This window comes from Marinomonas transparens, assembly GCF_016463975.1.
GTDB classification, from domain to species: domain Bacteria; phylum Pseudomonadota; class Gammaproteobacteria; order Pseudomonadales; family Marinomonadaceae; genus Marinomonas; species Marinomonas transparens.
On the sequence record NZ_JAEMNX010000002.1, the window covers coordinates 222,523 to 236,291 of the forward strand.

General features: G+C 43.7%; 13 protein-coding genes and 1 pseudogene. All 14 read right to left on the reverse strand.

Annotation, left to right across the window (positions count from 1 at the left end; all coding sequences use genetic code 11):
• Positions 1-35: 35 nt before the first annotated feature.
• The 14 genes and pseudogenes from I8J31_RS03450 to I8J31_RS03510 all read right to left on the reverse strand — a co-directional run bounded on the left by I8J31_RS03450 (position 36) and on the right by I8J31_RS03510 (position 13,768).
• Positions 36-2,936, reverse strand: coding sequence for a non-ribosomal peptide synthetase (locus I8J31_RS03450; RefSeq protein WP_199466903.1), 2,901 nt, complete (start codon positions 2,934-2,936; stop codon positions 36-38).
• A 59-nt stretch (positions 2,937-2,995) separates the two neighbouring features.
• The gene (locus I8J31_RS03455; protein WP_199466904.1) at positions 2,996-4,306 is read right to left on the reverse strand and encodes an aspartate aminotransferase family protein; all 1,311 of its coding nucleotides are present in this window, start codon (positions 4,304-4,306) and stop codon (positions 2,996-2,998) included.
• Positions 4,307-4,322: 16 nt separating this feature from the next.
• Positions 4,323-5,069 carry a HalD/BesD family halogenase gene (locus I8J31_RS03460; RefSeq protein WP_199466905.1) on the reverse strand — a complete coding sequence of 249 codons (747 nt, stop codon included), beginning with the start codon at positions 5,067-5,069 and terminating at the stop codon, positions 4,323-4,325.
• Positions 5,070-5,365: 296 nt separating this feature from the next.
• Positions 5,366-5,659: pseudogene (locus I8J31_RS03465) on the reverse strand (IS30 family transposase); the annotation flags it as partial.
• A gap of 45 nt (positions 5,660-5,704) precedes the next feature.
• Positions 5,705-6,301, reverse strand: a complete 597-nt coding sequence (locus I8J31_RS03470) for an IS982 family transposase (protein WP_438941483.1) — start codon at positions 6,299-6,301, stop codon at positions 5,705-5,707.
• On the reverse strand, positions 6,291-6,665 hold the full coding sequence (locus I8J31_RS21255) for a hypothetical protein (protein WP_438941484.1): 375 nt from the start codon (positions 6,663-6,665) through the stop codon (positions 6,291-6,293). Before I8J31_RS21255 ends, I8J31_RS03470 begins: the two co-directional genes overlap by 11 nt.
• Positions 6,666-6,673: 8 nt before the next feature.
• Positions 6,674-7,621 (reverse strand): IS30 family transposase, encoded by a 948-nt coding sequence (locus tag I8J31_RS03475; RefSeq protein ID WP_199467103.1) that lies wholly within the window; start codon positions 7,619-7,621, stop codon positions 6,674-6,676.
• Positions 7,622-7,797: 176 nt separating this feature from the next.
• Positions 7,798-8,289, reverse strand: coding sequence for a GNAT family N-acetyltransferase (locus I8J31_RS03480; protein WP_325101164.1), 492 nt, complete (start codon positions 8,287-8,289; stop codon positions 7,798-7,800).
• A gap of 81 nt (positions 8,290-8,370) precedes the next feature.
• Positions 8,371-9,147: a cobalt-precorrin 5A hydrolase gene (locus I8J31_RS03485; protein ID WP_199466907.1), complete on the reverse strand. Its 777-nt coding sequence runs from the start codon at positions 9,145-9,147 to the stop codon at positions 8,371-8,373.
• Positions 9,144-9,884 (reverse strand): precorrin-2 C(20)-methyltransferase, encoded by a 741-nt coding sequence (gene cobI, locus I8J31_RS03490; protein WP_199466908.1) that lies wholly within the window; start codon positions 9,882-9,884, stop codon positions 9,144-9,146. Before cobI ends, I8J31_RS03485 begins: the two co-directional genes overlap by 4 nt.
• The gene (gene cbiE, locus I8J31_RS03495) at positions 9,881-11,212 is read right to left on the reverse strand and encodes a precorrin-6y C5,15-methyltransferase (decarboxylating) subunit CbiE (protein ID WP_233402563.1); all 1,332 of its coding nucleotides are present in this window, start codon (positions 11,210-11,212) and stop codon (positions 9,881-9,883) included. Before cbiE ends, cobI begins: the two co-directional genes overlap by 4 nt.
• On the reverse strand, positions 11,212-11,862 hold the full coding sequence (locus tag I8J31_RS03500; RefSeq protein ID WP_199467106.1) for a precorrin-8X methylmutase: 651 nt from the start codon (positions 11,860-11,862) through the stop codon (positions 11,212-11,214). The genes cbiE and I8J31_RS03500 overlap by 1 nt, the downstream gene beginning before the upstream one ends.
• The gene (locus tag I8J31_RS03505) at positions 11,862-12,644 is read right to left on the reverse strand and encodes a precorrin-6A/cobalt-precorrin-6A reductase (RefSeq protein ID WP_199466909.1); all 783 of its coding nucleotides are present in this window, start codon (positions 12,642-12,644) and stop codon (positions 11,862-11,864) included. Before I8J31_RS03505 ends, I8J31_RS03500 begins: the two co-directional genes overlap by 1 nt.
• A complete protein-coding gene (locus tag I8J31_RS03510; RefSeq protein ID WP_199466910.1) occupies positions 12,641-13,768 on the reverse strand; it encodes a cobalt-precorrin-5B (C(1))-methyltransferase in 1,128 nt (375 codons plus the stop codon). Before I8J31_RS03510 ends, I8J31_RS03505 begins: the two co-directional genes overlap by 4 nt.
• Position 13,769 lies beyond the last annotated feature (1 nt).

The window sequence follows — 13,769 nt, forward strand, 5'->3', positions numbered from 1 at the left end:
TGAATTAATAATGTCGATTCTATTAAATTAATGAATTACTCACATGACAGGGAAGCATACGTAGGCGCCTTCGAAGTTCTAGCTTCGTAGATGTGCCTTAGCCCCTGAGAAAGGTAATTGACCGACACTTCTGGCCATTCACCAGATGGCCCAATAAGTTCACTCAACTTGTTAGAGTAAGACAAGATTGGCCAATGATTATCTGCGCCGAGATTTCGAATTAACGACCAAATGATAGACACGTATTCGGGGGCTAAGCCCTCAGAGACCGAAAGCCTTATAGCTTCAAATACATGTGATTTAGGAGCAGAAACAATATTTGCTCCTGATTGATTTAATCCTTCAACAATATTAAATAGGCTAGTACGGTTCTGATTTGCTAAACCAACTACGAGTTTATTATCACTATTACGGTGGACTATTTGTTTAGCCGCAGCATCTACTGGACTATAATCTAGACTGTCAAGATCATCTGGAAAAATACCGATATGAGCTAAGGTGCGCAGGTAACAAACTACAATAGATTTCGAATTCGGAATCGAGCTTGTGGGAGAGGGCATAAGCTCCCCAACTCTATAAATTGTAACCGGAAAACCATTACAAGAAATGGATTGCAGAGCCAACTCTGCGGCAAGCTTAGATTGTGCATAACCACTACTCATTGAGCCGAAGTCTCTAGCGGTTGGGGGCGTATCTACATATGTACCGTTTCCGCCTATCACAGTAGTGGACGAGATATGGTAAAATTGACAATCAGGAACAGAAGCGGCTATTTCAGCTAGTTCCACAACAGCATGAACGTTTGTTCTTTCAAGCATATAAAAGGGCTTTACAAAGTTCACCTCTGCAGCAGCATTATAAACTCGGGTTAATGTTGAAAGTAGCCAGTCCCGATCTCTCTCGCTAATACCCAATCCAGGAAGAGTAAAATCACCTAAGATAGTTTTGACATTGTCCCAATTAATTCTATTGTGCAGGGAAAATTTCAAGGCAACTTTGTGCAACTTCGACATAGCCTGAGCTTCATTGGAACTCCGAATAAAGCATATAACATCAATGCCATCTTCCTTACTAAGATAAGATAAAAGTTGAGCGCCGAGATAACCTGTAGCGCCAGTAAGAAGAACTTTTTCACGAATTTTTTTAGGTGAAATTTTTATATCTTGCCACTTTGAAAAAACGGAGTATTCATTAACATTTTGACCTGTCTTATTTTGAAGAAAATTCTGAATCGCTTCAATTGTTGGGTTTTCATATAAATGTGAGGTCGACATCTTCACTGAAAAATTTTCCTCGATTTTCAGTGAAAGTCGTATTGCATTCAGAGAATCGAGGCCCGCCTCAAATAAATTTTCGCCCACCTGTACCAAAATCCCTGTCAGATTTTGTACTAGTTCTTGTAACCCTTTAACATTACTTTTAACTCTATCAAAAGTAGCTTCGTCTGCCATTCGCCTAATGACAGAACGATCTATTTTTCCAGAAGTAGTCGTGACAAACTCCGAAACTTGATTAAAGACCCTCGGGATAAATTCTCTTGGTAATCTATCTTTGGCAAATAACCGTAGATTCTTTGAGGTCAGCCCTGTATGAGCTGTAAAAAATGATACTAATGTGGTTTCCTTATTGTGTTGGAACACTGGCACCACTCTAAACTGAATAATTTCTGGGTGCTCTTCGAATGTAGATTCAATTTCCTTTAATTCAACCCGAACCCCCTGAATTTTTACTTGTTTATCAGTGCGTCCACGAAAGTAAATTCGCTCATTTTGAATAACCGCACGATCACCTGTCAAAAACACTGTTTTCACTCCATTCGTAAGTTCAATAGATTTGAATACAGATGCTGTCTTGCTGTAATCATTGTAATATCCTTTGCCCAAGCATGCGCCACCTATAGCAAGCTGCCCAATCTCTCCATCTTCTACAGGTTTAAATTCTTGGTTCAGAACCACCGCAATGGTTCCAGGAATTGGCTTTCCTAACGGAATATCAGAGGTTTCAGTACCATCGAAGTGATGATAAACCATACCAATAGCAGCCTCAGTTGGTCCGTAAGTATTAGTTAAACGCACCCAAGGCAAGAATCCCCTTACCCGTTCTAACAACTGAATAGACGCTTCCTCTCCTCCAACAAAGAGTTCCATCAAGCTTTCTAATTTGGAGGCTTTATCAGGGTGGTGTTCTAAGTAATCTAAAAGCACAGTTAACACAGAAGGAACAATATCCGTCATGACTACATTGAAGTGTGAAATCGTATCTATAGTTTTCTCAATGTCCAACAGCCCGCTTCGCTCAGGAATGACTACTGTAGCACCGAGAGTAAGTGGCCAAAGGGTCTGCCACAAAACCGGATCGAAAGTGTGTTTTGAGTTTTGTAGTATGGAATCGCCGACATTTAACATTTTTACCGAAGTATTAAACTCAAACCTGTTAACCAGCCCAAGATGGGTATTTAAGCAACATTTTGGTTTGCCCGTACTTCCAGAGGTAAAAAAACCGTATATAATACTGTCATCACTGAGTAAACGCTTACGATCGCACACAACATTCGACTTAGGTCGAATAATATTCAAGCCGCTTATTAAGACGTGATCTATATTGGAAGTGGCATCTGTAAGAACTATTCGACTTCCAAGATCTTCAAGCATTTGTACAGTTCGCTCAGAAGGCGATGATATGTCAATAGGAACAAATGTCGCTGCCACTTGAAGACAAGCAAACATTCCGGCGACCATATCTGCCCCACCACTTGAGATAATAGGTACTATCTCCTCCCTTCGACACCCAAATTCGTAGAGTTGTATTGAAATACTCCCAATTTTCCCAAGAAGCTGGGAGTAAGTAATTGAGCTTTTAGAATCGACAATTGCAATTGCATCAGGATACTTACCAGCGGATACAATAAATTGTTCAAAAATGCTTTTTTGATCCATGAATTCCTCCAATAATGAAAATAGCTCAGCACCGGTTTAGCACCGATGATTAGAATTGTTCAAATTATTGAACTGAGAATTTCAACAGATAGGTCTACCGTTAAATCAATCTGCTCTTTGGTGTGAACAGTACTGAAGAAAATTGGTTCTTCGATTGTCGGAGCAAAAAGCACGCCTCTTTCTGCCATACGGCGATGAAATTTTGCAAATAAATCCGAATTTTGCAGCTCTACATCATCAAAGTTTCTTAAGCTCTTCATATCCGAATTGAAGATATAAGTCGCCATGGTTCCATAACTCTGTATCCCAAAAGGAATCCCATAAGCTTCAAACTTTTCGCGTGTCCTTTGACAGAAATACTCCACTAGAAGTTTTGTGTTATCCAATAAATGCCCCGACGAAAGCTCATCAAGAGCAGCCACACCAGCAACCATTGTAAGCGGGTTCCCTGCAAAAGAACCGCCTTGAAACACACCACCATTGGTACCAACCTGTTTCATCAACTCTCGGCGACCGCCATAAGCACCAACTGGTAATCCACCGCCAATAACCTTACCAAATGTTGTTAAATCAGGAATTACACCTAATTCGTCGGATACTGCTCCATAACTGCATCTGAAACCAGATACAACCTCGTCAAAAATTAATACAGCACCGGCTTCATCACAGCATTTACGTAACGCCCCCAAAAAACTGACATCGGGTAGGATCAACCCCATATTTGTAGCAACAGGCTCAACAATCACTGCCGCAATGTTAGCTCCATTTTCCTTGAAAATTTCGCAGACCATGGTTTCGTCATTATATCTAGACATCAGCGTGGCATTTCGTACGACATCTGCGATTCCATCTCTCATAGACAAAGGATTGTTGCGCACAGCACTCTTTGTTGCGTGCGTCAGTAGTCCGTCAGAATGACCGTGATAGCCACCTCTAAACTTTAAAATATAGGGTCTATTGGTGTAAGCTCTAGCAACACGTATTGCTGTCATCACTGCTTCTGTTCCACTACAGGTAAAACGAATCTCATCTACATGAGAAACTGCGTTTACCAATCGAGAAGCCAACTCATATTCATATTTGCAATTTATACCAAAAACAGCTCCATTTTTAATTTGACTTTCTAATGTTGATGATACGATATCAGGTGAATGACCCAATATGTTGGGACCGAGCCCCATCATATAATCGATGTATTCATTCCCATCTACATCTTGAATAATGCTACCTTTTGCTTTATCTGCAATAATTATTGGCGTTTCAACATCCCGAAATAATCGGCCTGGTGAGTTTGCCCCCGACGTAATAACTTCAGAAATTTTCTCAGAAATTTTTCTCGAGCATTGCAGCTTCTTAGATCCATCTAACATTAGTATTTCCTTAAATTTAGTAGAATAGTTCAGTGGTGGAAGTGTCCAATTTTCGCTTCAAGTCAGAGTCAGATACAAAATCCATATTTATGATCAAACGTCGAGTAGGTTTTACTAGCGGATGAACCTGATGCAGAAAATTTCCTGAGCGAAAGAAATAAAAGCTCTCTTGCGGAAAATAGTGTGACTCAATCGAATGCTGTGTTAAAACTTCAAAGATGTTCGTTTTACCTTTTTCATGACCGGTATTCGGAACAAGTTGTGTAAACCCTCCGAAACTCGGCGGAGGACATTCAATCATCCATATGAGTGCAAAACTACAATCATCCCAATGCCAACCATGAGTATCGCCAGGCTCTGTCATTAGAGAAACGGCTAATTGTTCAACTGGATTTGGAAATATACTGACCCTTTCCCCCGCTATCTCAGAGATAAAGTTCAAGAAAGCCTCATTATCATAAATCGCAGACATACATGGGCCATTATTTCGACACAACTCATTTCCAACAGTAGTAAGCGCCCTACGTGTATTGTCACTGTGTTCAAGACTGATATTTCTCTTGATACCGTGTTCCTTGACAATATTATTGGTCTCAGAAACAAGTTGCTTCCACATATCTTTTGAAAGAATATTCCGAACATTAACTAGCCCACAAGTCTTAAATTTTTCTTTTAAATTGGCAAGTTGAAGTTCTGAAAAATCCGAAATAGTACCTGAAAGCCGTTGAGAAAATTTATCGTATATATTATTATAACTTGACATATCTCACTCCAGATTCATTTCCAAACCATTGAAATATTTTAATAAAATTGGATAAAAACTTAACATCGGATGCAAGACAAGGCATTGATTTAAAAAAAATACTTTTATTAACAAGAATGGACGAAAATCAATTGATTTTACTTTCATTATTCATACCTCCCTATATATTGATAAAAATTAACACAAAATAATTCACATTAAAAGCCTAAAAATAAAACTTTATTTTCAGATAACCGGTGTTTTTCAAGATAAATAGGACTCAAAAATCATAAAGAATTAACTCATCTATAAAAATCCTAGATATCAACAATAAGTGACACACGCTTATTTAATAATACTTCAATTGGAGTGAGATAGTTTAGCGATTTTCTCGGCCCTAAATTGATTAGCATTTGTGTATCTGCAATTTCCTGATCGGTGAGCTGACCTATGGCAAACTCCTTATGGTAAAAACGTCTCAGCAGACCATTTGTATTTTCATTGAGACCTCGCTGCCACGAGTGATAAGGCTTAGCAAAATAGGTTTTACATTTCAGTGCTTTGGCAATGCTTTGATGACCTGAAAATTCACCGCCATTATCAAAAATGATGCTATGACACATATGCTTAAAAGGCTTTAATAACCCGTGGTGCATTTAGGAAATGACAATTTTCAAATTGTTTAATTTATTTCCAGCTGAAAAATTCACCCATTGGATAAGAGTTAACGCCGCTATTTTAGTGACGACTCTTCGGCTAATTCCTTTAAAGGATTTAGCATAATTACGACGAATCATAAATTGATCGCATAGCTGAGAGAAAAGCGTTTCTATCCGCTTTCTCACTTTTCGATAACTTGGCAACAATCCCTTAAAGTTGAGTTGGTTCTTACGCATAGGTGTTTGTAAGTTAATCGAAGACGTTTGAAACAAATCACTCTGCCATTGCTGACTTAAATACCCTTTACCTCCTACGAGAACACAATGATCAACGGCACCCTGAATGTCATTTAAATACTGTATATCATGCAATGAAGCCTTTGATATATCGAACATTTTTATAACACCCTCAGGTGTGCAAGCCGCATGAAGTTTGTACCCAAAATATTTCATATCTTGTGCAACGCAGAAACCAAAATTAGGGGCGCTTTCAATGTGTTCCTGACAGACCTTGCTACGATTCGCTCTGCTTAATCGACACACTTTAAGAGGCATACTATCCACAATATAAAGATCACTTAGGCTACATTTCATTGACCATTTTTTGCCTAATATCTTCGAGTTTAAAGCTTAGCTTCCTTACTCTACGATTGTAAACTGAGCGTTCAATACGACCATGCACCTGTGGTGGTGGTCGTTTAAAAAGAAAATGCTCAGAATCAATACCCAAGGTTTCAACTGCAAGACTTAAAGACAACAGCTCTTTATCTGTTAATTTTGGCAAACGAATTTGGTTTAAGAAATTGTCGCAAGGCTCTATAGAATGTAAAAGCTTTAATATTTTTCTATAAACAGTTTGTAAATTACTAATCTTATTGCCATTTTCTTCGAATACTAATGATAACATCTTTATGAAGATGGGTAACTTACCCCTGAATTCAAGTTCGAAGTGCGACACTTTTTATTTCAAGCAGCTAAGCACATCTCTTTAAATACGATAGCTGGCTGCTTGAACCCTAAACATTTCCTTGGGCGATAATTGATGCGTGTCATTGCCCAGTGAATCATGTCATCTTCAATCTCTCTTAGATCTGTTCCTTTCTTCACATATTGCCTTAAAAGACCATTACTATTTTCGTTAGCACCGCGCTCCCAAGAGCTATAAGGGTGGGCAAAATACACTTTTGTACTCAGGGCTTCTGCAATCTCTTTGTGATGAGCAAATTCTCTACCATTATCTGCTGTAATCGTATGCACATGAGCCTTAAAGGGCATTAATAACTCTATCGTCGCTCGAGTAACATCAACTGCGGACTTTGAGTTAACTTTCTTGATCAAGTAACAACGCGTCTTCCGCTCAAGCAGTGTGACAATAGAGCCTGTGCCATTTTTGCCTAAAACTGTGTCTATTTCCCAATCCCCAAAGCGTTCTCGCGTATCGACAACATCTGGTCGTTCCTCTATGGATACGGCATTCTTTATGGCTTCAGACCTTGTTCGTTTGCCTTTTCGATAGCGCTTATGCCCTTGTCTTAAATGACGGTAAAGCGTCCCTTTGAGTCTTTTATCGTCATGGATGAATTGAAAAATACATTCATGACTGACAAGCACTCCACACATTTTTAATACATTAGAGACTTGCTCTGGACTCCAATCAAACTCAATAAGAATATGAATAAAATCAATTGTCTTTGACGATATACGGTACTTGGCCGATGTTTTCCGTCTTGTTAAGCAGGCATCTTGTGCTTTTTTAGGACAGTATGTTTTTGTCTTTTTATTGCGCTTCAATTCACGATAGATCGTAGCTCGATGGTACTTAATCGTATGGGCAATATTAGAAACTGACACTTTCTGTTCTAAAAGAGCAGAAATCTGGTATCTTTTGCCTTCGGTCAACTGCTGATAACTCATGTTGGTACTGCTTTTTTCTGTGGTAAGAAGAATCATACCAACCTCAGCAGTTGGCTTCTTCTACACCTTCTTTGCAGTGTCGCACTTATTACCTGAATTTAGGCCTTTTTATCTTTTTCCTAAATGCACCACGGGGTTTAGTATCAAGTAAACACAATAACTCGACGAAACTGACGTTATAAAGGTGAATACTCTGCAAGGTTTTGAATATCACCTTCTTCAAGGCGAAAGATGCTAAGTTCTTCCATATGACGAGCCCCAATGCTTTCGTAAAAACCTATCGCGTTTTCATTCCACTTGAGTGCCCACCACTCAAATCGACCACAATTACGACCTTTAGCAAGACTCGCTAAATAGCCAAGGGCTTTCTTACCAATTCCCCCACCTTGAAATTGAGGGCGCACATACAAGTCATCTAGATGCAGGCCTTTTTTTCCTGTGGTGGTCGAAAAAGTATGGTAATAAACGGCAAAGCCCGCTGGTGCACCATCCACAAAAAAGAAAATTGCTTCCGCTATAGGCTGCTCACCGAACAAGTTTTCCTTGAGACTTTCCTCAGTAACCACAACATCGAAAGGAAAGCCCTCTTCAACCGCAAGCTCTTTAATGAAAGTAAGCAGAAGAGATACCTCTGATATATTTGCATTTCTTATAGTTAACTCTGGCACCGTAACCTCCAAGACTCACAAAGCACTACTCGCACAACAACTGTACTAAACATAGCGTTTCTTTCTCACTAATAAAAATAACTATGTTTCCACAAATCCTCGCGCTACCGCTACTGTCGCTTTAGCATTTTTGATTTTGTTTAAGACCAGTTCTGGGTCTATTCCCGTTTCATTCTGAGCGGCTAAGAGTGCGGCGGATTCAGCAACGCCATAGACGCCAACCGTGTTGTAGATGTAGTCGGATTTGGTACTGAGTAGCGCTTCCATTGGGACAAGTTCTTGGGCGCTATAAGTATTGAAGTTCCAGTTATATTTTTCCGCGAGAGCGATAAGGTGGGTCTCGTCAGCTTTGATGTCGATGCTGTTTAGAGAATGGATGTCACTGGGGGTTAAGCCTTTTTGAGCAAGGGCTTCTAGCATGAGGCTTTCAAGGAATGCTAACGGACAGTGGCGTTCGCAGCCCATCCCCAAGGTGTAGATGGGATTTAAATAAGGTTTTGCGGTGGTCATCACCAGTTGTGCGCCAAGGCGGTTGGCCACTTGTGCGCCCCACTCGTTCGCGCCGCCTTCGTGACCCGATAACAACGGGATGACGAACTTGCCTTCTTCGTCTAGCACCAGTACTGGCGGGTCTTGGTATTTGTCTTGTATAACTGGCGCTAGAGTCCGCATGACGATGCCCGTGGCGCAGATAAACATTAACCAATCGCCATTCTGAAAAGCGCTTTGTACGGATTCAGCAAAGGGCTTTGGCTTGTAATCCACTCTCACTTCAAACTTATTCGCCTCTGGCCATTCGGCTTGTAAGCGTTCAGCAAGTTGTTTGCCTGCGGGGGTTAACGCGACAATACGTATCACCGTGTGCCTCGCTCGCTTTTGGTCACCACAAACAAAGAAAAATACGGGCCCGCTTTGTCTTCCAAGGTGGACACGTCTTGCACTATGCGTTCGTTGTCTCGACCTATGTATTCTAGGTATTTTGCGTCTTGCATGCGGTTGGTTTTGCGCAGCGCCATGAGGATACGAGGGCGAGCACGTCCTGCCTTCATAATCACCACGCTGTCATGCTGTTCTAATGCGGTGTCTATTTGCAATGCCGAATGGCGGCCACTGACTACGGCGAAGGATTCTTTTAATACGGTTAATGGATGGTTCAAAGCAGACGAGGCGGCGTTGATAGACGACACTCCTGGAACTACTTGGCATGGGAAGTCGCCTTCTAAGCGTTCTAATAAATAGGCGAACGAACCAAAAAACAATGGGTCGCCTTCGCATAAGAACACCACGTCTTTGCCTTGTTTTAATTCGTCGGCAATGGTTTTTGCGCCGTTGTCGTAGGCTTGGTTGGCAAGGGAACGATCCGTGGACATGGGCATGACAATGGCAATTTCGTTTTGCGCATGGGTCACCCCCGCAAAGGCTTCGCTGGCAATGGTTTTCGCTTGGGAACCGCCTTCGTCGTTGGCAAGGTAACTCACCACGCTGGCCGATTGAATAAGGCGTAATGCTTTTAAGGTAATCAGCTCTGGGTCACCGGGGCCAACACCCACCCCAATGAATCGCCCACTGCTTGGTTTCTCTTCTATCACGCTCATTCCGCGGTGCCTTTATGTATTGGGTTTTCTGTTTTTTTAAAATGAAAAAGTGTCACAGGCAAACTGGGTCGATACAGGCGTTGCCCTGCAAGGCGTTCGCCTTTGGCAATGGACACTTGCAAGCTTTGCTCAGTGGCGTCGTCAGCACTTTGCCGAGCTTGAGCAAATTGCATCACTTGAAGCTTGGTGTCTTCCGTCACAGCGCTGACCATTAGGCTGCCGCCGTTAGGTAACCTATCCCACACCTGTGTCATTAAGGCGTTTAGTTCGCCATCGCTGCCGCCAATAAATACTTTGTTGGGCGCTGTATGTTGCGACCATAGATCCACCAGCACGTCAGGCGCTCGACCCGCGACGATAGACAGGTTCTGCACGACACCAAAACGATCTTGGTTGGCGGCCAAACAGGCGAGCCGTTCGGGGTGGTGTTCTATGGCGATAATCTGGCTGTGTGGGTGCCAATAGGCCAGTTCGACACTGACGCCACCGCAGCCTGCGCCAATGTCCCATATGGTATCGCCTTGCTCTATGTTCATGTAGGACAAGATGGCCAAACGTACTTCACGCTTGGTGATCATGCCTTTACCGTCGCCCTTATCGGTGACAAAAGACGCATCGGGAATGCCCACGGCACTGGGGTAAAGGGAGGTTTGTTGACTGGTTTTCACCACAATGACATTGAGCGGATCAAACTCTATTTCTGTTTCAACCATTTCCCCGACAAAAAGTACCTCAGCAGCAAAAACACGGATTTTTTCTTGTGCGTATCCCAAGGCTTCACAAACGATGATTTCGCTTTGGTCCAATCCTGCTTGTACGCATTCTTTGGCAATATGTTGTGGCTGACTGTATTGATCGGTTAACAAGACCAGGGTTTTATTTGACTGTAAATGACGACGTAAACTCGCTAAAGGGCGACCATGAAGGCTGACCACGTTCACATCTTGCAAGGACAAACCGAGACGATGACACGCCACTTGAATGCTGGAAACATTGGGATAAAAACAAAGATTATCGAGTGAAAAAGTACGCATTAACCAAGCACCAATGCCGTAATACAAAGGGTCGCCGGAAGCCAATACCACCACTTGCTTTGCGCCTTGGGCTTGCCACGTATCAAAGTCACTGGCGAGCTGTTTTAACTTAGGCAGATCGTGACCTTGTGCGTTATGGGAATACAAGGCGATGGTGTCATGCTGGCGAGGTGAACCCAGTACGATGTCTTGCTCCGACAAGCTTGCCAATGCCGCCTGAGCAGAAGCATCAAGGTTAGCTTGTTCGCTGACACCCAAGCCGATCACATGTATTCGCATACTTGGTTTATTCATTAATAATACTCACCCAAATTACACCTCAACAGGGCATTACAGCTGGCCGAGGTGACGGCACTGCCGCCCATGCGACCCAATAGGGTAATGCATTCAATACCCAGTTTTTTGTGAGCTTGCCAAAGGGCGTCTTTCGATTCTGCGGCACCGACAAAACCCACTGGCATACCGACAATTAACGCAGGTTTTGGTGCGCCCTGCTCGATCATTTCTAATAGACGAAATAAGGCGGTTGGTGCATTGCCGATGAGTACTATGCTGCCGGCTAAATCATCTTGCCATAAGCCCAGCGCCGCCATAGAACGGGTTTCGCCTTTGCTTTTTGCCAGTTCTGCAGTGCGAGGGTCGTTTAGAAAACACAGTGGTTCACAGCTTATCATGCGTTTGGTCACACCTTGTTTGACCATTTCCACATCACACAATATGGCACGCTGGTTCGCTAATGCCTCGCGCCCGGCTTGGGTCGCGTTGGCACTAAAGCGTACCTGCTTGGCCACGTCTGGCAAACCTAGGCTGTGTACGATACGCATGACAACCTGCTGTTGGTCTTTAGTAAAAGCCGACAAATCGGTGAGCGCGCGGATTTGTCTAAAACTATCCTGTTCGATGGCTTGAGGGTTGTTCTCATATTGGTAAGGTTCTGATGGCATCACTGTTGGCTGTCTTGTTGTTGGTTCTTTGAATGAGTCTTGCCCCACGCCGCTAAGCAGGCTTGTAGGCAATCTTGTGTATCGCTGAATTCTCTATCGGCCATTGGTAATGCTGGGCGGCTGTGCAGCAGAACAGGCATCGACATGTCTCGTGCTGCTTCCAGCTTAGAGTAAGTCGCAGAACCGCCACTGTTTTTGCTGACGATCACATCAATGCCTTGTTCCATTAATAACTGGCGTTCGTCTTCTAAGGCAAACGGCCCGATGGCTTTTATCCATTCAATGCCGACTGGCATAGCAAATTTAGGTTCGACAGCCGTTCGCCATACGATTCGTTCAATACTTGGCAATTGTAAAATGTTGTTGAGTAAGGCTTCGCTCATCTGCCCTGCGCTTAATAATGGCACACGATAGCCCTCTAATTGCGCCAATAAATCCGCGTCTTCTTGATAATAACACCACAGGTCACCGTTTTGCTGTTGCCAAGCGGGACGATGAAAACGCCAGCAAGGAATACCGACTTCGCGCGCCGCATCGACCGCTGTGCTACTCATGATTTGCGCGTAAGGGTGGGTCACATCGAGAACCGCGCCAATCTGGTTTGCTCGCAAGTAATTTGCCAAACCGCCAAACTGGGTAAAGCCGCCCACCACCAGCTGGCAGTCTACTTTAGGGACACGCACCAAACCCGCCAAACTATAGACGACGTTCAAACCTGCTTTATGTAAAGAGTCAGCCAAACGCCTTGCATCGGCTGTGCCGCCTAGCAATAAAACCTTCATGGCGTTTCCCCTTTGTCTTCTATGGCTTTACCGACAAATTGCCCTTTACGATCAATCGCCCAGACTTCTAGTGCCATATGCTCAGGAATGTATTGTCTGGCGAAAGTGAGGGCTTGCTGACACACAGCGTCGGCGAGCGGTAGCCCTGCGGCGGTGGCGAATGACAGGGCTTCGACACTGGTGTTGGCTTGGGTCATTTGCGTTTGTAAGTTAGTGCTTGCTCCTAAGGTGGCGGCCAATTCGGCCAGTACGTCTAGGTTGATGCTAGAGGCTCGGCTGTTTAGGTCCATGTTACCTTGGGCCAGTTTGCTGATTTTGCCGAAGCCACCACAGAAGCTGAGCTTTCTTAACTGGGTCATGCCTGATTGTTCGACTTTTTTGATGTGCTTTAACACAGCGCCAACAAAGTCTCCCATTTCGATGAGGGCCATGTCGTCTAGTTGGTAATGGTTTTTTATAGCCTCTTCACTGGCGTTGCCTGTGGTGGCGGCAATATGAGTGATGGCGTTCGCCCGTGCAACATCGATGCCTTGATGAATCGAGGCGATATAGGCGGCGCAGGAAAATGGTCTGACAATTCCCGTGGTACCTAAAATGGATAAACCACCTAAAATACCAAGGCGTGGGTTCATGGTTTTTAGCGCGATTTTTTCGCCGTTGATCACACCAACCGACACCTCGAAGCCGCCTTGGTATTGGTAAGTCTGTGCGAAGCCTTCGAGGTGTTCTGTCATCATTTTACGCGGTACTGGGTTGATCGCGGGTTCTCCCACATCAAGCAAGAGGCCTGTACGGGTGACGGTGCCAACCCCTTGGGCGGCGTGGAAACGTATACCTTTGTCTGGCACTAGGCGAAGCTCCACAAATAAAGTCGCGCCGTGGGTGGCGTCTGGGTCGTCCCCTGCGTCTTTGATGGTGGCGGTTTTTATGCCGTTTTCTATCATTTGGTATTCGATGATTGGCTGATCTACTACCTTGCCTTTGGGCAAGGTGACGCTCACGCTTGGATCTTGTTGTTGAGCAAAAAGTGCCTGTGCCGCCGCCACACAACAGGCCGTCGCGCAGGTTCCAGTGGTTAAACCGGTACGCAGTGGCGCGGGTGATTCAGCACTTTCAGGCCACATG

Bases quoted from the DNA above. Each gene is read 5' to 3' on its own strand.
- I8J31_RS03450 (WP_199466903.1), bottom strand. From the start codon at position 2,936: ATGGATCAAAAAAGCATTTTTGAACAATTTATTGTATCCGCTGGTAAG.
- I8J31_RS03455 (WP_199466904.1), bottom strand. From the start codon at position 4,306: ATGTTAGATGGATCTAAGAAGCTGCAATGCTCGAGAAAAATTTCTGAG.
- I8J31_RS03460 (WP_199466905.1), bottom strand. From the start codon at position 5,069: ATGTCAAGTTATAATAATATATACGATAAATTTTCTCAACGGCTTTCA.
- I8J31_RS03470 (WP_438941483.1), bottom strand. From the start codon at position 6,301: ATGAAATGTAGCCTAAGTGATCTTTATATTGTGGATAGTATGCCTCTT.
- I8J31_RS03475 (WP_199467103.1), bottom strand. From the start codon at position 7,621: ATGAGTTATCAGCAGTTGACCGAAGGCAAAAGATACCAGATTTCTGCT.
- cobI (WP_199466908.1), bottom strand. From the start codon at position 9,884: ATGAGCGTGATAGAAGAGAAACCAAGCAGTGGGCGATTCATTGGGGTG.
- cbiE (WP_233402563.1), bottom strand. From the start codon at position 11,212: ATGAATAAACCAAGTATGCGAATACATGTGATCGGCTTGGGTGTCAGC.
- I8J31_RS03500 (WP_199467106.1), bottom strand. From the start codon at position 11,862: ATGCCATCAGAACCTTACCAATATGAGAACAACCCTCAAGCCATCGAA.
- I8J31_RS03505 (WP_199466909.1), bottom strand. From the start codon at position 12,644: ATGAAGGTTTTATTGCTAGGCGGCACAGCCGATGCAAGGCGTTTGGCT.
- I8J31_RS03510 (WP_199466910.1), bottom strand. From the start codon at position 13,768: ATGTGGCCTGAAAGTGCTGAATCACCCGCGCCACTGCGTACCGGTTTA.